The 22,601-nt window shown below is 57.2% G+C and carries 23 protein-coding genes and 1 tRNA gene; 14 read left to right on the top strand and 10 right to left on the bottom strand.

The window, feature by feature from the left end; translation table 11 throughout:
* The first annotated feature begins 118 nt into the window (after positions 1-118).
* The 4 genes from C1J02_RS19865 to C1J02_RS19880 all read left to right on the top strand — a co-directional run bounded on the left by C1J02_RS19865 (position 119) and on the right by C1J02_RS19880 (position 4,314).
* Positions 119-1,351, top strand: coding sequence for a TRAP transporter substrate-binding protein (locus C1J02_RS19865; RefSeq protein ID WP_114880115.1), 1,233 nt, complete (start codon positions 119-121; stop codon positions 1,349-1,351).
* Between the two features lie 146 nt (positions 1,352-1,497).
* Entirely contained in the window at positions 1,498-2,166 is a 669-nt protein-coding gene (locus C1J02_RS19870; RefSeq protein ID WP_114880116.1) for a TRAP transporter small permease, read from the top strand.
* The gene (locus C1J02_RS19875) at positions 2,166-3,518 is read left to right on the top strand and encodes a TRAP transporter large permease (RefSeq protein WP_114880117.1); all 1,353 of its coding nucleotides are present in this window, start codon (positions 2,166-2,168) and stop codon (positions 3,516-3,518) included. Before C1J02_RS19870 ends, C1J02_RS19875 begins: the two co-directional genes overlap by 1 nt.
* 22 nt (positions 3,519-3,540) lie before the next feature.
* A complete protein-coding gene (locus C1J02_RS19880) occupies positions 3,541-4,314 on the top strand; it encodes an IclR family transcriptional regulator (RefSeq protein WP_114880118.1) in 774 nt (257 codons plus the stop codon).
* Here the strand turns inward: C1J02_RS19880 and C1J02_RS19885 are convergent.
* Together C1J02_RS19885 and C1J02_RS19890 are read right to left on the bottom strand one after the other, a co-directional pair.
* A complete protein-coding gene (locus C1J02_RS19885; RefSeq protein ID WP_114880119.1) occupies positions 4,311-5,525 on the bottom strand; it encodes a winged helix-turn-helix domain-containing protein in 1,215 nt (404 codons plus the stop codon). The genes C1J02_RS19880 and C1J02_RS19885 overlap by 4 nt on opposite strands.
* Positions 5,522-6,559 (bottom strand): LacI family DNA-binding transcriptional regulator, encoded by a 1,038-nt coding sequence (locus C1J02_RS19890; RefSeq protein ID WP_114880120.1) that lies wholly within the window; start codon positions 6,557-6,559, stop codon positions 5,522-5,524. Before C1J02_RS19890 ends, C1J02_RS19885 begins: the two co-directional genes overlap by 4 nt.
* Before the next feature lie 122 nt (positions 6,560-6,681).
* Between C1J02_RS19890 and C1J02_RS19895 the strand changes: the two genes are divergently transcribed.
* Positions 6,682-6,758: transfer RNA gene (locus tag C1J02_RS19895), tRNA-Arg, on the top strand.
* Between the two features lie 94 nt (positions 6,759-6,852).
* Here C1J02_RS19895 and C1J02_RS20985 read toward each other — a convergent pair.
* Entirely contained in the window at positions 6,853-7,221 is a 369-nt protein-coding gene (locus C1J02_RS20985; protein WP_162798386.1) for a hypothetical protein, read from the bottom strand.
* A 90-nt stretch (positions 7,222-7,311) separates the two neighbouring features.
* On the opposite strand from C1J02_RS20985, the gene C1J02_RS19905 reads away from it, so the two are divergent.
* Complete coding sequence (locus C1J02_RS19905; protein WP_114880121.1) at positions 7,312-8,550, top strand: APC family permease; 1,239 nt, start codon at positions 7,312-7,314, stop codon at positions 8,548-8,550.
* A 92-nt stretch (positions 8,551-8,642) separates the two neighbouring features.
* Here C1J02_RS19905 and C1J02_RS20990 read toward each other — a convergent pair whose 3' ends face one another.
* Complete coding sequence (locus C1J02_RS20990; RefSeq protein WP_162798387.1) at positions 8,643-8,789, bottom strand: hypothetical protein; 147 nt, start codon at positions 8,787-8,789, stop codon at positions 8,643-8,645.
* A 245-nt stretch (positions 8,790-9,034) separates the two neighbouring features.
* Here C1J02_RS20990 and C1J02_RS19910 point away from each other — a divergent pair, with 245 nt between their 5' ends.
* Positions 9,035-10,357 carry a ferric reductase-like transmembrane domain-containing protein gene (locus C1J02_RS19910; RefSeq protein ID WP_114880122.1) on the top strand — a complete coding sequence of 441 codons (1,323 nt, stop codon included), beginning with the start codon at positions 9,035-9,037 and terminating at the stop codon, positions 10,355-10,357.
* Between the two features lie 294 nt (positions 10,358-10,651).
* Entirely contained in the window at positions 10,652-10,963 is a 312-nt protein-coding gene (locus C1J02_RS19915) for a DUF4342 domain-containing protein (protein ID WP_114880123.1), read from the top strand.
* 49 nt (positions 10,964-11,012) lie between these two features.
* On the opposite strand, the gene C1J02_RS19920 is transcribed toward C1J02_RS19915, so the two are convergent.
* The 3 genes from C1J02_RS19920 to C1J02_RS20995 are packed head-to-tail and all read right to left on the bottom strand — an operon-like array spanning position 11,013 to position 12,186.
* Positions 11,013-11,276, bottom strand: coding sequence for a hypothetical protein (locus C1J02_RS19920; protein WP_114880124.1), 264 nt, complete (start codon positions 11,274-11,276; stop codon positions 11,013-11,015).
* On the bottom strand, positions 11,273-11,827 hold the full coding sequence (locus C1J02_RS19925; RefSeq protein ID WP_114880125.1) for a DUF2953 domain-containing protein: 555 nt from the start codon (positions 11,825-11,827) through the stop codon (positions 11,273-11,275). The genes C1J02_RS19920 and C1J02_RS19925 overlap by 4 nt, the downstream gene beginning before the upstream one ends.
* A 5-nt stretch (positions 11,828-11,832) precedes the next feature.
* Positions 11,833-12,186, bottom strand: a complete 354-nt coding sequence (locus tag C1J02_RS20995; RefSeq protein WP_162798388.1) for a GerW family sporulation protein — start codon at positions 12,184-12,186, stop codon at positions 11,833-11,835.
* A 135-nt stretch (positions 12,187-12,321) separates the two neighbouring features.
* On the opposite strand from C1J02_RS20995, the gene acsA reads away from it, so the two are divergent.
* Genes acsA through C1J02_RS19950 form a run of 4 tightly spaced genes read left to right on the top strand, consistent with a single transcriptional unit; the run spans position 12,322 to position 17,517 of the window.
* Complete coding sequence (gene acsA / locus C1J02_RS19935) at positions 12,322-14,067, top strand: acetate--CoA ligase (protein ID WP_114880126.1); 1,746 nt, start codon at positions 12,322-12,324, stop codon at positions 14,065-14,067.
* The gene (gene pdhA, locus C1J02_RS19940; protein WP_114880127.1) at positions 14,064-16,067 is read left to right on the top strand and encodes a pyruvate dehydrogenase (acetyl-transferring) E1 component subunit alpha; all 2,004 of its coding nucleotides are present in this window, start codon (positions 14,064-14,066) and stop codon (positions 16,065-16,067) included. Before acsA ends, pdhA begins: the two co-directional genes overlap by 4 nt.
* Entirely contained in the window at positions 16,064-17,275 is a 1,212-nt protein-coding gene (locus C1J02_RS19945) for a dihydrolipoamide acetyltransferase family protein (RefSeq protein WP_114880128.1), read from the top strand. Before pdhA ends, C1J02_RS19945 begins: the two co-directional genes overlap by 4 nt.
* Positions 17,272-17,517: an acyl carrier protein gene (locus C1J02_RS19950; protein ID WP_114880129.1), complete on the top strand. Its 246-nt coding sequence runs from the start codon at positions 17,272-17,274 to the stop codon at positions 17,515-17,517. The genes C1J02_RS19945 and C1J02_RS19950 overlap by 4 nt, the downstream gene beginning before the upstream one ends.
* 3 nt (positions 17,518-17,520) lie before the next feature.
* Here C1J02_RS19950 and C1J02_RS19955 read toward each other — a convergent pair whose 3' ends face one another.
* On the bottom strand, positions 17,521-18,948 hold the full coding sequence (locus C1J02_RS19955) for a hypothetical protein (RefSeq protein WP_162798389.1): 1,428 nt from the start codon (positions 18,946-18,948) through the stop codon (positions 17,521-17,523).
* 126 nt (positions 18,949-19,074) lie between these two features.
* Here C1J02_RS19955 and C1J02_RS19960 point away from each other — a divergent pair, with 126 nt between their 5' ends.
* Positions 19,075-19,896 (top strand): class II glutamine amidotransferase, encoded by an 822-nt coding sequence (locus tag C1J02_RS19960; RefSeq protein WP_114880131.1) that lies wholly within the window; start codon positions 19,075-19,077, stop codon positions 19,894-19,896.
* Positions 19,897-19,974: 78 nt separating this feature from the next.
* Positions 19,975-20,481: a hydrolase gene (locus tag C1J02_RS19965; RefSeq protein ID WP_114880132.1), complete on the top strand. Its 507-nt coding sequence runs from the start codon at positions 19,975-19,977 to the stop codon at positions 20,479-20,481.
* 6 nt (positions 20,482-20,487) lie between these two features.
* Here C1J02_RS19965 and C1J02_RS19970 read toward each other — a convergent pair whose 3' ends face one another.
* Both C1J02_RS19970 and C1J02_RS19975 read right to left on the bottom strand, forming a co-directional pair.
* Positions 20,488-21,237, bottom strand: a complete 750-nt coding sequence (locus tag C1J02_RS19970; RefSeq protein ID WP_114880133.1) for a L,D-transpeptidase family protein — start codon at positions 21,235-21,237, stop codon at positions 20,488-20,490.
* A 418-nt stretch (positions 21,238-21,655) separates the two neighbouring features.
* Positions 21,656-21,985: an arsenate reductase family protein gene (locus C1J02_RS19975; RefSeq protein WP_114880744.1), complete on the bottom strand. Its 330-nt coding sequence runs from the start codon at positions 21,983-21,985 to the stop codon at positions 21,656-21,658.
* Between the last annotated feature and the right edge of the window lie 616 nt (positions 21,986-22,601).

Raw genomic sequence — 22,601 nt, forward strand, 5'->3', positions numbered from 1 at the left:
TTCAACTTTCCCCCAGTTGCTTGAAGAAAATTCTATACAGAAGCACAAAACCATACTAGTCTTTTTTGAAACAATAAGTCTCATTAATTAAAAAACTACTCAACTGGGAGGAACCAAAATGAGTTTACAACGGAAACTGAAAGGCATTTCACGCCGCGATCTATTCCGGGTCGCAGGGCGTTATGGAATGAGTTCGACCTTGCTGGCTGCGGGCGGTTTTGGTGGGGCGATGAGCCTCGCAAATCTCGCAAGTGCTGCGGAATCGACTTATGAAAAGCGTTTCGCCAAGGAAGCAAAGTTCACTTTCAAATTCGGTGCGTCCGGCTTTAATGCCCGTAACCTGTTGATTGAACGTGCTGGCGCATTGGAATTTGCCCGCGATCTGGAAAGCCGCACAGACGGCGAAATCCGGGTTGAGTTCATCGGCGATAACCAGATCTGTGGCCAGACCTCTTGCGTTGAGAAAACGCAGCAGGGCATTGTCGATATCTATGCTGCCTCTACGCAGAACTCTGCGGGTGGTGCACCGTATCTGAACGTGTTGGACTATGCCTACATGTTCCCGTCACGCGCGGCACAGTATCACTTCCTCTATTCCCCCGAATCAGTTCCTTTGTTGCGGGACCCCTACGAAAAGCGCCACGGCCTCAAATTCCTGTTCAGCCACTGCGAACTGCGCGGCATCCAGATGGGCCTGAAGTACAAGGATGCGCCAACCATCACGACGCTTGAGGAAATGTTTGGGACCAAGAACCGCGTTACAGGGACTCAACTGGGCCGCATCGCGATGGAAGCGCTGAACCTGAACCCAGTGCCTGTGGCGTGGGAAGAAACACTTGATGGTCTGAAGCAGGGCCTCATTGATGGTGCGGAAACTTGGGCATCTGCGGTTGCTTATGCGAATATGTCGCCAGTGGTTTCACAGTCGGTTGACCTGAAATTCTTCTGCGGCACAGAGCATACGGCGATGTCTGTCAAAGCGTTCGACAGCCTTGATGGTGCCTTGCAGGATGCGGTGATGGAATCGTCCTATCTGGCGCAGGTTCACGTGCAAGCGGCGAACGAAGCGGCGCTGGTTAACACCGTTGGACACTCTGATCCACAATTGCCCGGAACGATCTTTGCACAAAACGGGGTGCGTAACGCATTCCTTGCCGATGATCAGATCAAAATGGCCGAGGAAATGTGTTCGCCAGAATTCCAGCCACAGCTGTGGGAAGACTGGCGCGAGCGCCTCAATGCGTGGTCCGGTGGCCGCGACACGTATCAGGAAATCTACGACATCGCACGGCAGATTCCGAAAGATACGTTGGCAGAAAACGTTGAGCCTCGCCGCTGGTGGAAAGGCTGATAGAAGCTTCGTAAATCAAAGGTCGACCTGCGCAGGCGGGTCGGCTTTTCTTTAGCAAAAAACGCTTTTTGGATCGACCAAAAGCTGCAGATAGCGCAGCATAGGGTCTTGAGACGAGCCGTTTCAAACAAGGGGGGGATGCCTTGATGTCGATATGGGCCGAAGTAGCAGAAGTGTTTTCTGCACTGTTTTCCGGCAGCGCATGGAAAATGAAGGACGCTTTTAACGCGGATGGGATGTGGTTGTTCTGCTTTTTTGTCACCATTATCGGCGGCATTCTGGCGAACCTTTTTTACAAGGCCCTACCTTTTGTCGATCGCCATCTTGAGCGGGGCATTTCGGTTGTCGCCTATCTGATGATCGCTGGCATCATCTTTTGGGGCGTGATCGACCGCTTTTGGTTTTCGCGCCAATGGGCGGGATCAACCACAGTGCCACCGTTCCTGTTTATGATCATGGCGTGGTTTGGATGCTCTTATAACGTCAAACTGCGCACCCACCTTAGCTTTAGCGAATTTCGCAGCAAGATGTCTCCTCCTGCGCAGATGGCCGCGCTGACAATGGATGCGCTTTTGTGGCTGGGCTTTTGCTGGATCGCGATCACCACATCCTTGCGGTTCACAGCCTATTCCGCCGACAACTTCCAACTCGTCGACGGCGTGGATGATACCATGAAGTGGTGGTTCTACGTGACCGTGCCACTGGCCTTTACCCTGATGTCAGGCCGCGTTGTCGGCAACTGGCTGGAAGACTGGCACAACTACCGGACCGGTCAGGAAATCATTAAACAAGCTGTCATTGGCGGAGAAGCGTGATGTCTGATGCATCGTGGATTACCCTAATTTCCCTGGGCGTAACGGTTGTCTTTATGCTTGGCACGCCAGTGCTGTTGGTCATCTTTTACTGGGTGATTGGCTGTAGTTTTGTGATCGGGCTGCAACTGGACAACACAGGCAACGAATTGCTGAATGTGTTCAACAAGGGCTTTGCCCTTCTTGCGATGCCATTGTTCATCCTGACCGGGGATTTGATTAACCAGTCAGGTATTGCCAGACGATTATCGGACTTTGCCTATGCATGTCTCGGATGGCTGCGTGGTGGTCTTGCCATGGCCGCAATTGCCGCCTGCGGGTTGTTCGCTGCGATCTCAGGGTCCAACTCGGCCACGACGGCAACCATCGGTTCCATGTTGCACCCTGAAATGGTCAAAGGTGGCTATGACGAACGGTTCTCTGCGGCAACCGCTGCGGCGGGCGGTACGGTCGGGATCATCATTCCACCGTCGATCATCTTCATTGTTTATGGGTTCTTAATGAACCTCTCCATTTCGGAACTGTTCGTTGCGGGCATCGTTCCGGGTAGCCTGATGGTTCTGGCGATGATGACGGCGGCGTTTATCATCTGCACATTGAATGGCTGGGGGTATCTGATCAAACTGTCCATCTCTCGTGTCATCAAAACGGCAATCGGTGCCTGGTTGGGCTTCTTTGCGATCGGTCTGGTGCTTTGGGGCATTTATTCGGGCAAATTCTCTCCGACAGAAGCGGCCGGGGTGACAGTGGGTTTCTGTATCATCGTCGGCATGATTTGCCATCCGCTCAACAAGATCATGGGGGGCGACAAAGACACGCCTGTGACGGAAAAAAACATGATGTCCATGTTTGTGGTTGAAGGGTTCACGCTGCTTCAGGTGCCAAAAATTGTGACCCGATCCGCACAGATCACCGGTATTCTGGTGCCTCTTATTGCGGTGTCAGTCGCGATGCAGCAAGTCATGTCAGCATTGGGTGCCAAGGAATTCATCGGCGATTTCGTAACCGGAATGGGTGGGTATTATGCCGTGCTGTTCACGTCGATGGCGATTGTTTTTGTGGCCGGGATGATCTTGGAAAGCCTTCCAGTGACGATCATTCTAGCACCGATCCTTGCGCCAATTGCTGCGTCGGTCGGTGTTGATCCGATCCACTTTGCGGTGATTTTCCTCGTTGGTGCGTCAATTGGCTTCATCACACCGCCCTATGGTTTGAACCTCTATGTGGCGAGTGGCGTAACAGGTGTGCCGTATTTCCGCCTGCTTCGATATATAGTGCCGTATCTCATCGCCCTGATCAGTGTATGGTTTTTAGTAGCGTTGACACCGCAATTGGCCTTATGGCTGCTGCAGTGATTTATTTCGAAGGTGTAGAAACATGGCAGATGCCGGCAGGTCAGATACCACCATACCGACAAATCTGAGATTGCTGTTTCTGCTGGAAGAAATTGCGAGGGTCGGGGTACCGCTAACCCCGACCGCCGCAAACGAAGTTCTGGGGCTGCCTAAACCGACAATACACAGGTTGTTTCATCGCCTTGAAGAAGAAGGTTTTTTGCAGCGGGATATCGACGGGCGATCTTATTCTGCCGGACAACGATTGCGGAAGATGTCAGTCAACGTGCTGTCCTCCTCTCGGGTGCGAACCGTGCGATTGGCGGTTCTTAATGCGCTGACCGAAGATGTGGGCGAAACCTGCAACATCGCCACGCCAGACCGGGATGGTATGGTTTACCTTGACCGTGTTGAGACAAAATGGCCGTTGCGTATTCAGTTACCTATTGGAACGACGGTACCGTTTCATTGTACTGCCAGCGGAAAAATGTACCTGTCGTCCCTCGCCCCCCGTCATTTGGCAAAGTACCTGTCGGCGGCGATTCTGGACCAGCATACAACGAAATCCATGACTGATCCGCAGACGCTTTTGGAAGAGATCGAGCTGACCCGCGAGCGGGGCTACTCAACTGATAATGAAGAATTTATGGATGGTATGGTCGCAATTGCGGTCCCAATCCATGACAACCATGGTCGGCTGATGTCGACGCTGTCGGTTCATGCCCCGACCCAACGGGTGACGCTTTCGGATTTGGAGCAACACCTAGAGTTGTTCAGGCAAGCAGCAGCGGATTTGTCCGAGCTGGTTCTGCGCTAGGCAGGATCGCGCAACCACCCATCATCAAATGTAACCTCGTTGACGCCCGCCAAATGGGTCAGCCGCCCCAGCTCCGCCTCGAACGCGCGTTGTTTTGCATTGCTCCATCGAACTTTTTGCTCTGGCCAAAGAGCTTTTACACGCAATGTATCCGCGTCGCGGAACGCTTTCATATCCACGCGCGCAATCAGCCTGTCACCTTGCAAGATGGGAAAGACATAATAGCCAAAGGTACGTTGCGGAGCGGGGACAAACATCTCAACCCGGTAGTTAAACCCAAACAGCCGTTCGGCGCGTTTGCGGTCCCGCAGCGCGGGATCAAAGGGGCTGAGCACCCGCAAGCGGTTGGTTGGTGCCACTTCGATAGCAGAATCTTCACCAATTCCCGGACGGGCGTAGCAGATCTTCATGCTGCCGTCCGCACCGGTAATCATGATCTGCTCAAGCCGGCCAGCGCGCTTTTCGGCTTCACACCAATCACGTGCTTCCGCAGGTGTGATATGCGCCCAAAAGGCGGCCAATTCCCCGTGCGTCGCAAAACCAAGACGCGCCAATGCCTGATCACAACACCAGTTGATTGTTTGTTCGACGTCGGGTGCCTGGGATGGATCACACAGATGCGCCTCCAAAACCCGCTCCGTCAGATCATAGCGTTTCTGGAAACCTTCCCGCCCGACCACACACAACGCACCGCTGCGCCAAAGATATTCCAGCGCGGTTTTGGAGGGGTGCCAGTCCCACCATCCCCCTGATCCACGGGCTTCGCCCTTGCCAACGTCCGAAGAGCTGACTGGGCCATATTCGCGGATCTGATCAAGGATTGTTTGGAATTGCGCCTCGAACCCTGCACGTCGATCCTGCTGCCAGCGCGCCTTGAGCCGTTCCGCATCGCGTTGTCGGCGCAGATGCCAGTTTGGGTAGAACGCCAGCGGGATCACGGCCGCATCATGCGTCCAATGCTCAAATAGCCTCCCGTCCCGTTCATAAAGTGCTTTTAACGCTTTAGGCCGATATCGCGGGCGTCGCGAAAACAGGATCAGATCGTGGGCGCGGGCGACGGTGTTGATGCTGTCGAGTTGAACAAATCCGAGAGATTCGATGAGGCCCAGCAATTCAGACCCAGATGCAGGCCCCTGCGGCGTCTCGGACAGACGATGCCGGTCCAGAAATATCCGCCGCGCATCTTTGTTACTCAGTACCGCTGGTGTCATTTTCTGCGGTTGCGGCGCAGGGTATCCCCGAATGATAGGATTGGTTTCAAGGTCACCTGATTGGCAAAATCAGGATCAGGGGTATCGGAGGTGCTGTTGAGAATGATATGTGCAGCGGCCTGACCAATCTCGATCCGGCAAGCATCCATCGTGGCCAGTTGTCGGGGCAGACCTTGCAACAATTCCACGCCATTAAATCCGGCAAGCCCGATTTGCTCAGGAATATCGATGCCCTGATCAAGCAGATATAACAATCCACCCGCGCCGATCATGTCATTTGAATAATATAGAAAATCCAGGTCAGGCGATCGTTCGAGCATTTCCTGGGTCATTTCTCGGCCCTTGGCCAGCGCTGAACCGCCAGAATAAAAGACACGGTCCTCGATCTCGATGCCAGCCTTGGCAAGGCCCTCCGTGAACCCTTCGAACCGTTTGCGCGCACGGTGGTCCAGCGGCATTTTAGTGCCCATGAACCCAATGCGTTCATAGCCTTCTTTCAGGATCGCATCCGCCATCTGACGTCCCGCGCGCCGATGCGAAATACCCACCATCGCATCAACTGGCGTACCATCAACATCCATAATCTCGACCACTGGAATCCCCGCATTACGCAGCATTGCACGGGTCGCGTCAGAATGCTCCAAGCCAGCAATGATCACGCCGGAAGGCCGCCAGGATAACATCTCATAAAGCACGCGTTCTTCTTTTTCCGGCATATAGTCGGTTACGCCAACAACAGGCTGCAACGGGGTGTCCTCGAACACCTGATTAACGCCATTCAGGACTTCGGGAAAAACCATGTTGCTAAGCGATGGTATAATGACCGCAACCAGATTGACACGCTGCGAGGCGAGCGATCCTGCGATCTGATTGGGCACATACCCAAGCGACTTTGCGGCCGCGAGCACGCGGTCACGCGTCGCCTCAGACACATCGCCGCGTTTTCGCAAAACCCGGCTGACGGTCATTTCAGAAACGCCACAGGCATCAGATACATCGCGGAGCGTCAGCGGGCGCTGCTTTGGTCTTGTCACTATGGTAATCCTGAATTGTTGACTCAACGTAGCGCAGGTCAGACCCCGGTATCAAGCATCTGTCGCGATTTGATAGATCGGGTCATGACAACTGCCCAAAGGTATTCTAATCAGGACAAGGCGGTCCCGTGGCTCAACTGGATAGAGCAGCCCCCTCCTAAGGGGCAGGTTGCAGGTTCGAATCCTGCCGGGGTCACCAAAAATATGGCTTATTTACAGGGCTTTGTGCAGGAGCGTTCAGGAACTTGGGCTGGGCTGCAGGCCGATGTCGGCTGAAATGACCGATTTCCTGTTCAAAATCTGTAAAAAATTCCGTGGGGTTTTCGCCTTTTGACGCCCTCCAATAAGCTGGCGCGTCGCAAAAGAATGCTCCACGCACGCAGATCATCATGTTTCTGGCCGACAAGGCGAGCGATGACCGGTCGGGCATCTGGTGCTCCTAGGGCACGACCCAGTGCCATACCGAGCTTGGCTAAAGAACCGTTAAGTGGACGATCAAGGATTTCCTGGACGAAGGTATTTTGATCGAGACGGATCAGAAGAAGTACAAGAACGGACACAGCAACGCTGACCGGATAAAACTGGCGAAGGACACGCTGCTCGGGCTGACTTGAGAACCAGAGATAGAGATCAGGGCCATGATAATCCGGTACCCCGTCCACATCAGACGCGTTGACACAAATCAAGGTTGGCCGGACGCGGCAGCACTAGTCTGAGGAATAACGCGGACAATTACACCGCTTAGGGGGAAAATGGACAACGCATCTGAACAGACCGTGCATCTTAAACGGTCGATCGGCCTTACGGGCCTCGTCCTTTATGGGTTGGGTGTCACCATTGGGGCGGGCATCTATGTTCTGGTCGGCGAGACGATTGTGCGCGCCGGGTCTTATGCGCCCGCCGCCTTTCTGATTTCCGCAATTGTCATGGGCTTCACAGCCGCCTCTTTTGCGGAGCTCTCGGGCCGGGTGCCACGCGCGGCGGGTGAAGCTGTCTATGTCGAACACGCCTTTGGCATTGGCTGGTTGACTGTTGTCGTGGGGCTTGCGGTCCTCGCCGAAGCGATGATCGCAGCGGCGGCCATTGCGGTGGGTTCTGCGGGTTATGTCGCAGAGCTGATCGCCCTGCCAAGGGAACTGTTGGTGATCTGCATCGTGCTGCTGATGGCCATGATTGCGGCCTGGGGCATTCGGGAATCCGTTGCCATTGCAGGGGCCATGACGCTGGTCGAGGTTCTGGGCCTTCTGGTCATCATCTATTTTGGGCTGGCCAATGACCCCGGTAGCCTCAACGCCCTGCCCCCTGCTCTTCTGCCGTCACCAACGGACTTGCCCGCGATGTCGGGCGTTCTTGCCGCCAGCATGATCGCATTTTTCGCCTTCATCGGCTTTGACGATGTGGTCAACCTTGTGGAAGAAGCCAAAAATCCCGCCAAGATCATGCCCTGGGCCATTGGCATCACTTTGTTGACGGTCACCGTGCTTTATATTCTGGTGTCTTTCGTGGCGGCGCAAAACATTTCGGTTGAGGAATTTGGTGCAACATCGGCGCCGGTCAGCCTGCTGTTTGAACGGCTGACGGGGCTGCCGCCACTGGCAATCACGCTGGTAGCCATTATCGCAACGATGAACGGTGTTGTGATCATCCTGATCATGGCCGCCCGCGTGGCCTATGGCATGGCGCAGGAAGGGCGGCTGCCCGCATGGATCGGGGCGGTTTCCCCACTCACGCAGACCCCCCTGAGGGCAACGGTGATTGTGACGGCGATTGTGTTGGTGCTGGCGATCTTTACCCCGCTGGATACATTGGCAGAGACCTCCTCCGAAGTGATACTTGCGATATTTTTAACGATTAATCTTGCTCTGGTGTGGTTCAAAATCAAAAAAATCCCGACACCACCCGGTGCGTTCAAAGTCTCCATCGTGTTTCCCATTCTGGGTGCTGTGCTATGTCTGGCCCTTTTGATTGGTGCGTCCCTTGTGGGCAGCTGACAAAGGAGCCATCCTTGGGCAGTGCCCCGACCCCTGATCACAAACGCAGCGATCATGCAGCGCATGACGAGTCCACGCTTTCATGCAAAACCTCACAGGCCCCTTGCGTGAATGGCCAGCGCCGTCAGATTGACCCCCGCATAGAGTGCTAGGCGCGCCTCACGCGGAGGCGTTTTGGTATCGGAAAATTTCCAGATGTTGATCGCGGCAACGGCCAGCAAGGCGATGATATACCACATCGCTGGCGGCAGGAACGTTCATCTGTGCGCGGCAATGGGGTGTCGGCGGTCATACTAAACTCTCAACACAAAGCTGAATAAGAGTTACTCTGATCTTAACCAGTCGAAGTGATCGATATCAAAACCCGCGGTGCCCAAATGTGGAATGCTGGTTCTTATCGCAAGCCGGACAGGAGACCACAGGATGACAGCAATACAAGGGCGCGACACCCCTGCCCTACGGCCCCTCTTGTCGGGTCGCTGATATGCTGCGCCCTGCCCTGTGGTGTCTGGCTTATCTGGGATTAGTGTGCCTGCCGCTTGCGCTGAGTTGGTTGATGGCCTTCCCCGCCCGGTCGATCCGGAACGAGCTGGCCTCGGGACTGGGCCTGCTGGCATTTGCGATCATTCTGGTGGAATTTGTGCTCTCGGGGCGGTTCCGGACCCTGTCAAATACGTTGGGTTTGGACATCACCATCCGGTTTCACCAACTGATTGGCCGAGCAGCGCTGGCCTTTGCCCTGCTGCACCCGTTTCTCTATGACTTTCTGCCTGGCCCTGAGCGGCCATGGGACACGAGCCGTGAACTGACCGTGACAACGGATTTCTGGGCGCTGTTGCCGGGCATCCTTGCCTTTGTTCTGCTGCCCGCCTTTGTGCTGGCATCGATCCACCGGGATGCTTTGGGGTACAGATACGAACGCTGGCGCATCCTGCACGGGTTTGGCGCGCTGCTGATCGTTGGGCTGCTGCTGCTCCATGCAGAAGCCGCCGGACGCTACAGTGAGGAGCCGCCGCTGATCTGGACATGGCGCATCCTGACCGGGCTGGCAGTGCTGGCGCTGATCTATGTCTATGTCTTGAAACCGATCTATCAGGCGCGCCATGGCTGGCGTGTGTCGCGCATAGAGCGGCTGACCCCCCGGCAATGGGATCTGCGCATCACGCCGGAGGGCCACGCAGGCGTATCCTTTCAAGCGGGGCAATTTGTCTGGCTTAATGTCGGCCATTCGCCGTTTTCGCTGAATGAAAACCCATTTTCGATCAGCTCCGCCCCCACAGATGATCCCGAAATAGGATTTGTGATCAAAGAGCTGGGGGATTTCACCGGCGCGCTAGATCAGGTCAGCGTCGGGGACCGCGCCTATATCGACAGCGCCTATGGGTCTTTGACCATCGAAGGGCGCACCGAACCGGATGTGGTGCTGATTGCCGGAGGCGTCGGGATTGCGCCGATGTTGAGCATCCTGCGCAAGATGACCCTGGAACAGGATGCGCGTAACGCGGTGCTGATCTATGGCAACCGCACGGCGGATCAGATCGTGTTCCGTGATGAACTGGACGCGTTGCAGGGCCACGGGCGGGCAGAAGTTGTACATGTCTTATATGAGCCCGAGGACGGATGGCGAGGCGAAACGGGCTATATCGATGCGGCACTGCTGGACCGGGTTCTGGGAGAGGGCCTCTTTGAAACCGGGGTCTTTGTGCTTTGCGGTCCGCCGGTCATGCTCAGCAGTGTTGAAACGGCATTGATGACGCGCGGCGTGCCCGCGTCGCGCATTCTGATGGAGCGGTTCCAGTATGATTAAATGGCTCAAGGCGCAGACACAGGAAGAGCGGATCAGCACTACGGTCAGGCTGGTGACGCTGATCCTGATCGCAGCACTGATCCTCTTTGCCCTGCGGTGAGACGTCACGCGTGGCGCAGCGCCTCAATCCCGTCCTCACCCGGCATGATTATTTCTCACTCTCAATCGCATGGATGGCCCTTAGGCGGTTCAGCGCGCGGATTATGGTGTAATCCTCCGTTTTGATTCAGATCATGCCGACCCCCGGCGCTGACCATATGATCCGCCCATCCGAAACAACCTGAGGTACAGATCATGACAAGCGACTCTCCAAAGACACAGAAGGAAGGCCGATCCTGGGTGGAAGAAATCGAAGTTTCCGGCGACAAGCTCAAGGAGAAGGTTGAAGGCCTTGCAGCAGAGGCCTCCGTGCGCCGCATTCGCATAAAGGAGCCTGACGGCGACATCGCAGTCGATATTCCATTGACGGTTGGGGCCGTGGCGGGCGGCGCAATTGCACTTGCAGCACCCATTTTGGCTCTGATCGGCGTCATCGCGGCATTCTTTGCCAAGGTGAAGGTAGAGATTGTCCGAGAGGAAGCAGACAAAAAAGAGACCAAGAGCTAAGCTCTCGAGCCTGCCAACCTATGCGGTCACCCTAAGGTGGCCGCATGATCTAAAAGCCTGTGCTGTCCTCCAGAAACCGTTCCAGCAGACCGGGGCAAAGCGCCCTGATATCCTGTGACAACGCCTGTGCGCCATCGGCCTTGTAGGATTGGAGGTGCCGCTCTGGACCGGTCCTGATCAGGATGAAAACCGGCTGTTTTGTCCCATGAAAAGCAAGGCCCGCTCTGCCACCGTGACACCCGACCTTGATGCCGGATATAACGCCAACCGGCCCGGCAGCCGTCACAAACATCTTGTCCAGCACATACCTCATCGCGCTGGCCCAAAGACCTGCCAAACAAAACGCAACAACGGCAAAGCCAGCGCAATGGGTCTGACCCTGAAGGTCGCCTCGCAAAAGCCTTCCAGACAGGGGCCATCAAAGACGGGTTCAAGGCGAATGCATGAACCCGTCCCATATATCACTGGTGTCAAAAGGCCGAAAATCTGCCCGGTGTCCGCCGGATCGCCCAGACCAAAGACAGCCTCTGCGCGCAGCCGCTCAAAATGAATGAGGCGCAGCAGGGATGCGACAAGGCGCAGGGCCTCTGACCCAAAGAGCACCCGCATTCCGGTGCGGCGTTTCTTCGACTTCTCGGGTGCCTCGTTGTTTTTTTGGGCGGGTTTGGGTTTTCGCGGCCGGTTGCTGTCAAGGATCGTGATGCGGGGGCCATGGCCCCCTAAAGGTCGCGCGCTCAGCAAAAACCGCAGGGCCTGATGTCGGCTGAGCCGGAAGTCCATCAAAACCGGCAAACTCAGCAGCACCATCACCAGAACAAGCAACAGCGCAAACGTGGCCCCCAAAATGATCAGCACCACAGACATGACGCTCAGGCGTCCTTTGCCTTCTCAGGCTTTTTCCCACGATCCATGGCAAGCGTGACTGCCTGCCCCACAACTTCGGCCACATTCGTGACAGCCCCTTTGACAGCCTCCACCCGAGCACCGTGATCATCAAAGATGATCGCGCCCAGTGGTTTGATCCCGCCGCCTGCCCCGGTGCCGCTGCCCGCTCCGGATTTACCACCCGAGTTGCCCCCAGCCCCAAATCCGAAGCCATAGCTGACAATTGGAATAACGGTTGATCCTTCGCGCTCAATCGGGTCGCCCAAAACATTCTTGGCGTTCAGCAATTTATCCAATTCTTCGACTGTTCCTTTCAAAAGGCGTTCGACATCTTCCATGGTATTCTCCTCATGTGATTGTCCTTTGACAGGACATATCAGCGGATTCCCCACTGCGGATTGATCTTGATCAGCCGCCGCAAACACAAAGTTCTTATGCTTTTCCCAATCGGAGTCAGTTGAAATGGGGTGCGCATGACAAATGATCGGATCACGAAAGACGACAGAGCCCACAGCGACGCCAACCTGCATGACTATCCAGCAACCCGCGCGGGCTTTACTTGGGAAGATGCCCGAAAAGAGATAAGCGGATTGCCCGATGGCAAGCTCAATATCTGCCACGAGGCGATTGACCGGCATGTCAGTGCCGGAAACGGCGGCCAGACCGCGCTGCGATGGATCACCAAGTCAGGGTTTCGCGCAGATTACACCTACGGCGAATTGCAGGAACTGACCAACCGTTTTGCCAATGTCCTGCAGGCGCAGGGGGTTTCGCGGGGCGACAAGGTCTATTCGCTGCTGGGCCGGGTGCCTGAACTTTACATCGCCGCTCTTGGCACGCTGAAGGCTGGTGCTGTGTTCTGCCCCCTTTTTTCAGCCTTCGGGCCGGAGCCGATCCGCGCTCGGATGGAGATCGGCGGTGCCAACGCCCTGATCACCTCCAGACGTCTCTATGAACGCAAGGTTGCACCGCTGCGGGACCACCTGCCGGCCCTGCGTTGCGTGTTTCTGACCGATGACGCAGTCGAGGACGCACTGCATCTGGCCCCGCTTATGGATGCGGCCTCCGACAGTTTCAAGATGGCCGCGATGGACCCCGAAGAACCTGCCTTGCTGCATTTCACCTCCGGCACCACGGGCAAACCCAAAGGGGTGGTGCATGTTCATGACGCCGTTGTCGCCCATCATATTACCGGGCGCTATGCGCTCGATTTACAACCCGAGGATACGTACTGGTGTACTGCCGATCCCGGTTGGGTCACCGGCACATCCTACGGCATCATTGCCCCCCTCACGAACCGTGTCACAATGATCGTGGACGAGGCCGAATTTGACGTGCATCGCTGGTATGACACGCTCGACCGCGAGGCTGTGAACATCTGGTACACCGCCCCTACGGCGATCCGAATGCTGATGAAAGCGGGCACCGATCTCGCCCGCGCGCACAGCTTCCCCGCCCTGCGTTTCATGGCCAGCGTCGGTGAGCCGCTCAACCCCGAGGCTGTGGTCTGGGGGCAGGAGGCCTTTGGCCTGCCCTTCCATGACAATTGGTGGCAAACCGAAACCGGCGGCATCATGATCGCCAACTTTGCCTCCATGGACATCAAACCGGGATCGATGGGTAAACCCTTGCCGGGGATCGAGGCGGGTATTGTCGAGGTCAGCGATGAAGGTGTGCGCGAAGTCAGCGCGCCGCTTGCCATGGGAGAACTCGCGCTGCGTCCCGGCTGGCCCTCGATGATGCGCGGCTATCTGCATGAGCAAGCCCGGTACGATAAGTGCTTTCGCGATGGCTGGTATCTGTCCGGTGACCTCGCCATGCGCGACGCGGACGGGTATTTTTGGTTTGTCGGGCGCAGCAACGATCTGATAAAAAGCGCAGGCCATCTGATTGGCCCCTTCGAGGTTGAAAGCGCGCTGATGGAACATGACAGCGTCGCCGAAGTTGGCGTGATCGGTATCCCCGATGACACCGTGGGTGAACTTGTCAAAGCCTATGTCGCGCTCAAACCCGGTATTAAACCGGGCGAAGAGTTGCGCCTTGAACTGCTCGGCCATGCCCGCAAACGCCTTGGCCCTGCAGTGGCCCCCAAGGAGATCGTATTTCGCGAAAACCTGCCCAAGACCCGCAGTGGCAAGATCATGCGCCGCCTGCTCAAGGCGCGCGAACTGGGTCTGCCTGAGGGCGACATCTCAACCCTGGAGAGCGATGAATCATGACCGTCACAAACCTCAAACCCAGCCTTGATCACGCTCACGTCCGCGCGCTGCTCAGGGGTATGATCCGCATTCGCCGCTTTGAGGACAAATGCGCAGAGCTTTATACGCAGGAGAAAATCCGCGGCTTTCTGCACCTCTACGACGGCGAGGAAGCCATCGCTGCAGGGATCATTCCGCTGCTGGATCCGAAAGACCGGATTGTCGCCACCTACCGTGAACACGGCCACGCGCTGGCGCGGGGTGTGCCGATGGGGACGGTGCTGGCGGAAATGTATGGAAAGGCCGAAGGGTGCGCCGGTGGGCGCGGTGGGTCGATGCATCTGTTCAGCAAGGACCACAACTTTTATGGCGGCAATGCGATTGTGGGCGGCGGGCTGCCCATGGCGGTGGGATTGGGGCTGGCTGATCAGATGTCCCAAAGCGAGGGCGTAACCGTCTGTTTCTTTGGCGAAGGGGCCGTGGCTGAAGGAGAGTTTCACGAGAGCATGAATCTGGCCGCGCTCTGGAATTTGCCAGTGCTGTTTGTCTGCGAAAACAACGGCTATGCCATGGGTTCTGCCATCGGCATCACTGAATCCCAAACGGAAGTCTGTGCCAAGGCCCGCAGCTACAATATGGTGGCCGAACAGGCGGATGGCATGGATATTGTCGCCGTAGAAGCCGCCGCCCGGCGCGCGCTCAAATCCATCACAGACACCGGGAAACCCTTTTTCCTTGAATGCCAGACCTACCGGTTCAGGCCCCACTCCATGTTTGACGCACAGCTTTACCGTTCCAAGGAAGAAGTGGCAGAATGGCGCAAGCGTGGCCCGATCGTGCGGTTTCAGAACTGGCTGGAAGAGGCACGGCTTATGCACCCCGAAGAGGTTGCGCAGATCATCACCGAAGTCGACGCAGAAATCACAGAGGCCGTCGCCTTTGCCGAAGCCGCAAACGATGAACCCGTCGAAACGCTGACCCGCTATGTCACCGCGACAGACCGGCCTGCTCCGCCCGACCTGATCGAACCGGGCACACTGAGGACCAGCACCTACCGTGACGCAGCACGTGCTGGCATCATTGATGCGATGACCCGCGATGACCGCGTTTTCCTGATGGGCGAGGACGTCGGTCGATATGGCGGATGTTATGCGGTCAGCAAGGGGTTGCTTGATCAATTCGGGCCGGACCGCATCCGCGACACGCCGCTGTCAGAATCCGGCTTCACCGGCGCAGGCATCGGGGCGGCCATGGCTGGCATGCGCCCGATTGTCGAGTTGATGACGGTCAACTTCTCCCTTCTGGCGCTGGATCAGATCCTGAACACCGCTGCAACCATGCGACATATGTCCAACAATCAGTTTGGCGTGCCGCTGGTGATCCGCATGGCCACTGGTGCCGGCAAACAGCTCGCAGCACAGCATTCGCACAGCCTTGAGGGGTGGTATGCCCATATTCCGGGCCTGCGCGTGCTGGCACCGGCCACCGTTGCGGATGCGCGCGGCATGCTCTGGACGGCCCTGCAAGACCCCGATCCGGTGCTGATCTTTGAAAACGTGATGCTTTACAATACCGAAGGTGCGCTGGCGGAAAACGCTGGCCCGGTTGACATCAGCCATGCCACGCTGCGCCATGTGGGTCATGACCTCAGCATCATCACCTATGGCGGATCGCTGCCCAAAGCGTTGAGTGCAGCGCAGGCCCTTGGCTATGATGGAATTTCTGCTGATGTGATCGACCTGCGCAGCCTGCGCCCGCTGGATATGGACACGATCCTGAAATCCGTGCGCAAGACACGCCGCGCCCTGATTGTCGATGAAGGCTGGAAATCCGGCAGCCTTGCCGCCGAAATCGGGATGCGACTGGCGGAGGAGGCGTTTTTTGACCTCGATGCGCCGCTTGCGCGGGTCTGCAGCGAAGAAGTCCCAATCCCCTATGCGCAGCATTTGGAACAGGCCGCACTTCCGCAAAGTGACAAAATCATCGCCGCCGCGAAAGCACTGATGCAGGCCAAACCATGAGCATCTTTGTCATGCCTTCACTGGGTGCGGACATGGAGGCCGGAACGTTGGTTGAACAGCTGATCGCGGCGGGTGAGCCGGTCCGTCACGGTGATGTCATCGCGGCTGTGGAAACCCAGAAAGGCGTGATCGAAATTGAAGCGTTCGAGGACGGGCTACTGCAAGACTGGCTGGTCGAGATCGGCACGCAGGTGCCGGTTGGCGCGCCGCTGGCGCTGATCCGCGCGCCCGGTGAGGCAGCGTTGGCGGTTCCAGAGGCCCCTGTGCCGACTCAACCAGCCTCCCCCAAAATGTCCATCCCGGAAGAAACCCCGGCAGATCCTGCACCGCAGGTGGTGCCGCAAACACAGCCCACACCTGCGACCGAGACCCCGCAACAGGGCCTGCGCGCCTCGCCCGCAGCACGGCGGCTCGCAAGTCAAAAGGGCATTGATATCTCAAAGGTCTCCGCCGGGGCAGACGGCATCATCACCCGCGCGGATGTGGAAGGATTTTCTGATACGGACACCGCCACTGCTGGCCCGGGCACCACCGCTGCTACGCCAGACATGCGCAGTGCCATCGCCGCCGCAATGTCGCGGGCCAAACGCGAGATCCCGCATTATTACCTGTCCCACCAGATCGACCTGACCGCCGCTGACCAGTTCCTGCGCCGTGAAAACGCCGACCGCCCGCCTGCCGACAGGCTTTTGATGAGCGCGCTTTTTGCCAAGGCCACAGCCAAGGCACTTGCCAAATTCCCCGAATTCAACGGCCACTACGCCGATGGCATCTTCACCCCCAAAGACGCGGTCCACCTTGGTATAGCGATTCATATCCGCAGTGGCGGGCTGGTGGCCCCTGCTTTGTTTGACACACAATCCCGCCCCCTCGACGGGCTGATGTCAGACCTGCGCGATTTGGTCACGCGAGTGCGTGAGGGGCGTTTCAGGGCGCGCGAACTGTCCGAGGCGACAATCACACTGACCAATATGGGCGAGCGCGGGGTCGATCAGCTGTTTGGCGTGATCTACCCGCCGCAAGTCGCCATTGTCGGGCTTGGCACGCCGCGCCTCTGCCCAATGGTGCACGACGGAAAAGTTGCTGCGCGGCTTGGCTGTACCTGTACGCTTTCGGCCGATCACAGGGTCAGTGACGGGCATCGCGGGGCGCTTTTCCTGCGGGCCATCGACAAGCACCTGCAACATCTCGAAGGGCTGAACAAATGACACCTCATCAAACCGCTGTTGCCGAGGCATTGCGCCGCATCGCCCCGGACATTGACGTGACGCAGATCGACCAAACCGGCGATCTGCGCGAGGAATTTGACATCGATTCGATGGATTTTCTGAAGCTCGTCACAGCGCTGTCTGAGCGTTATGGCATGGACATGCCCGAAGCCGACTATGACCAGATGGGCAGCTTTGACGCGCTGGCGACTTACCTGGCGCAACACTCCGGTCAGGATTGATCCTCATGAACCCTGCCTCACCGGATGCGTCAGAGCGATCCCTCTCAGCGCATCAAGCACCTTTTGGCCCAGCAAGGCGACCTCGCACTGCGTGCCTGCAAAACTCAGCACGTTTGCCGATGAAGCGTCGGCATTGCCGGGGGGTGACAAAAGGATCGATCCCCCCTCAAACGGTTTCCCCCGGTAAAGCAGCCCGCGCAAGGCTCTTATCGCCTGCGCAGTTTCAATAGGGCCACCGGGGATTTTTTCCTGAATGATCATCATGCCTTCTGAGACATGTTCGGTGTCTAACGAATTCAGGATCGCCAGCGGAATCGAAACCCCGCTCCACCGGCCGTTGCATTCAATCCAGTGGATCGAGACCGGATCACCAGCGCACAGGACTGCATCAAAACTGCACCTACCGTAGTAGCCAAGGCGCTGCAGCACATGCGAGATCTGCAGCGCCTGTGTCACCAGAATATCCTGCACCTCTTCTGGAAGGGTTGAGCGCGTCGCCCCAACAAAAGCCGCCGCAGCGCCAAAAACTCTCTGCTCGAACACCCCATGCGCTTCGGGCGCGCCCTCTCCATTCAGCGGAATCCACAGTTGCACCGAGGGGCTGCACGTCACATGAGAATCCCAGACACCCACCAGGATCGGGTAGCTGTCATCCCAGCCAGTGCTGTGCAGCCGGTCCATCAGCAATGCCTCGACCTGCGCAGCCGTGAGGGTGGCCAGCGTGTCCCGGTCCAGCCGGATGTTGCCTGCCGACCCTGCGCTGTCGGGAACCTTAACGATCACTTGCTCTCCGTGTTTGCTGAGGTGCAGGATCTGCGCGGCGGCGGCTTTTGGGCCAAAGGCGGACATCGTGGGCGGCACCGCGCAGGTACCAATGACGGCCTTAACCAATTGCGCAAACCACAGTTTGTCATTGACCCGTGCGCTGATACGCGGCGCGGGCCCGTTGACATGAACAACGCACCCTGCCCGCGCTGCAATGCACTGTGCAAGATGCCAGATCGTCCCGGTTGTCAGATAGGACGTTATCGTCAGACCACCATGTTGCTTTGCCACATCCGCCAACTTTTTCAACAGCGGCTCTGACGTGAAAGCCTGTTTCGCCACCGGGTCGGCACTGGCCGTATCCGCCTCCAAAAAAGTGATGCCATCCAGACCACGGAAATCCTTGAGGTAGATTTCAAACCGGGGGTCCCGCTTGCGCACCAGAACCACGTCGCCCGGTTTTGCGAGATGCGCCATACGATGATCCAGAAATGAATTGCGCGCGGACCGCATCAGGCTGATCTCGGAGGGGTCCCCGATCAGCAGGGACGGACCCGCCCCACTGCCCTGCGCCACCAACGGACCGAAATCCAGTGACGACAGCAATGCAGGCTCATCCGCCAGCAGCCGATCCGCAATATCGCCCTTCTCTAGCGTGTCAGACATGCACACCCTTTCCCAAAACCACAGTTTCGCGAAAATAACCCAGCATCCTTGCTCCGAACTGATCCAGATCATGCCGGCCCGTACTGAGCCGCTATTCTGCGTCTACCCAAATACAGGAGCAACAGAATGTGCCGTCTCTATGCCATGCATGCCAATGAACCCACGCGCGTGGAATGCGGATTGGTCAAGGCCCAGAACGCCCTGATGCAGCAAAGTAAGGGCGACATGCAGGGCTATGCCCATGGCCACGGCTGGGGCGTCGCGGATTACAACAACGGCCTGCCGCTGCTTGAAAAGCAGACTTGGGCGGCCTTTCATGGCGAGCATTTCGCACGCAATGCGGCGCGCATCTACGCCCGCACCGTGGTTGCCCATGTCCGCCGCGCCACCGTTGGCGGCACCAGCATGGAAAATACCCACCCGTTTCATCACGGAAAATGGATTTTTGCCCACAACGGTACCGTGCCCAATTTTGACCTTGTCCGCCCGTTGATACTTGAACACATGGACCCGCTCCACCGCAGCGAAATTGCGGGCACCACCGATAGCGAACATGTATTCCGCTATCTGCTGAGCCTGTTTCTGCGCCACCCCGAGCGGGGTCTTAAAACCGTGGTGGGACAGGGGCTGGAACAGATCATCAAATGGTCCGAACGGATTAATCCCAAGGCGCGTGTGGGGCTCAACATTGTGCTGACGGACGGTGAACACGTGATCGGATCGCGCTTCAATCGCTCGCTGCATTATTTGGTGCGCGACCATCTCTTTGACTGCCCGATCTGCGGCAAACCGCATGTGCATCACAACCCCAGGACCGCCTATCAATCTGTCGAAATCGCCTCCGAACCGGTGACCCTGAACGAAGACTGGTACGAGGTGCCCAACAAAACGCTTTACACCATCGCCGAGGACTTTCGGCTGGACATGGAACCACTGGCCCACGGCTAGGGTCAGCAACAATGCCCCACCCCGCCGCTGCCAAGTCACACACTACGTCCCACCCCCTTTTGAATGAGGAGAAATCACATGCAAACCAACGCCTTTCCGCGCTACGATGTCAGTGAAGACGCCACCTGCTGCTGTCCCCGCTTCAAGCCACAGGGCTGGGACAACCAGACTTTACACTTCGAAAACAAGAAGTTCGTCCGCGCCACCACACGCAGTGCGATGCATATTCCCTGGAATATGGGCCAGGTCTTTACACGCGTGCAACAGCACATTGAAGAAGCCGGGGCCGCCGATCCGGAAACCGAAATTGTCCTCAGCAGCGATCTGTCCCCCTGGGAGGCGGAGCATTTCTTTGCAGTCGAGCGCGACGTTGAGGGCGAAGAGATGACCACGCTTTCGGGTAACTTTTTCACCCGTGTCTTTGAGGGGCCCTATCGGCGTGCCAAGGATTTCGAACATGACATGGAAGTGGCCGCAACCGCGATGGGCAAAACCGTCAGACGGGTTTTCTTTTTCTACACCACCTGTCCGAAATGCGCCAGGACCTACGGCGAAAACTACATGATTGGCGTGGCCGAAATCTGACGTCTTTCAATCAGCAAGACCCGGCTCCGCACAGGCCAACGCCAGCTTTTGGGTCGCTGGTGCAGGCGCGACTGACCCGGCCTGCAGGCCATAGATATCGGCGTGACGCACAATCTGGCCTGCCGCATCAGGAAAGCGCGTGTAATAGCCCAGCTCAACCGGGATCGGCTGTGCGGGCGCGTCAAAAGTGCGCCTGCCATTTGCCAACTGATGAACGCGGTCGATCTCCATATCAAGCACAAAGGACACCAGCCAATCCCACTGTTGCACCCGCACGCAGCCATGCGACAGCGCGCGGTTTTCCTCTGCAAACAGCTCGCGCCGGTTGGTGTCATGCAGATAGACCAGCAATCCCGGCCCCAGCCGCACCGCGGCAAGCCCCAGCGGATTTTTCCGCCCAGGCGGTCTGACATAATCACGGTATTCACCGCTGGCAATCATTGACGGGGTTGGCCGCCAGGTTGGGCGGAACCGCACGGTTGAAACATGCGTGCTGAGGCGCGGCGTGCGGTGCCACGGTGCGCCCACAATGACCCGGCTGCGCAAGACCGGTGCGCCATCCTGAAACGCGATCAGTTCGAATGCGGGGATGTTAACCAATATCGCCTTGCCGCTCTGAGGCACGCGGTAGGCAATCCCCGCCCGGTCAAGCTGCGCCTGAAAACTGTCTGCCGTGGCGGTGTGTGGCTCTGCCAGCACCAACAGCAGCAGCAAAGCAAGGTTTCTAATTGACCATTGAAAAAAGGGATTGCGCATGATCGCTCCTTGTTTTCACACAACATAGAACCGCGCACAGGCCGGTTCCTGCCCGCGCAGCACGCGCCGCCGCCTTTGCGCATAAACCTCTCGGATCGGATGCGACGTAGATTGCAGCCTCGTGATAGGCGCGCGTGCAAAACGGTGCGGCGCACTGCAGATCCAGCATTTTCGCAACTCCGCGCAGTTTCGCTGCCACAAAAGCATTCTGGTCGACTGACCTGGAAGGCTTGTCATGCTCTGTCATGTGGGCCTCGTGCATCTTGAAGGGCTGACAGCAGTCTAGGTCCGTTCCCCGAACCGCCATTGATCAGTGTCAAGATGCCGCGGCTGCTTGCGATGCATCACTAACAGGCCGTAAAAAGGCAACGTCGTGGTGGGTTTCTGGGCGTTCACCATGACCACGTGATTCAGGATATCAGCCCGAAAGCAATGCTTTTTGAACCGTCTCATCCCACCCTAAATAGAACCTGCCTTGGTCACGTATCACCGGGCGGGCCATCACCTTGGGTTGGGCCGATATCTGTGCCTCTGCCTCTGAATTTTTCAGCCAGTTATTAAGCGCACGGTAGTCGTTTGATTTTCGATCCACCAACCGATCCCCGAATTCTGTTATGAGGTCAGCCAGTTCTGCCTCACTCAGAGGGTCGGCCCGGACATCACGGAAGCTGACGTCCCTGCCCTCAGCCTCCAGTGCCTTGAGGGCCTTTTGGCAAATTGCGCAGGTGCTCAAACCATAGATCATCATATCGCAATCTCCCTTCACCATGATCTTGCAATCTCGTTCATCAACCGCACCAACGCAACCATTTCGGTCCCTTGTGAAAGCCCAGTTGTTCCCAGAGTTCAAGCAATGTGGAGATTCAGTTGTCTCTGCAAGGACGTGTTCGCCATCGCTGGACGGGTGACAACATCCGCAGCCGCAAATCTGCGGATGTGTCTTTCCCATCGTGAACCGAATCCAGCGCAGCAGGCCCAAGGCCATTGGCTCCGAATTGCGGGATCTGAAATTGGAAAGCCGGAATTTCCGGGCGAGATGTTGCCTTATCGGGCAAAGCGCCCAAGCGGTTTGCAGCCGGACAGGTTTTTTTCCGCAATTTGCCGCTTACGGCTGATCAAATCCGGCCAGTTTAAGCTTGCGAATGACAGGTTCCGGGCGCGGCGTTGACCCCAATCCGAGCATCGGTAACGTGGCGAATGTCAGCTGGACAGTACTTGGTCCGGTTGCGGATTGTGCTGCTAACCTATTGTGGTAGCGCAATAAAAGAACTGATCCTGCTGGGGGGTCTACCATGAATGCTCTGGTTCGACGTCGGACCGGAACCGGGAAACCTATGCCGGTTCGCAGGTGGCGTTGGGGCAGA

The organism is Sulfitobacter sp. SK011, from assembly GCF_003352065.1.
Lineage (GTDB): Bacteria > Pseudomonadota > Alphaproteobacteria > Rhodobacterales > Rhodobacteraceae > Sulfitobacter.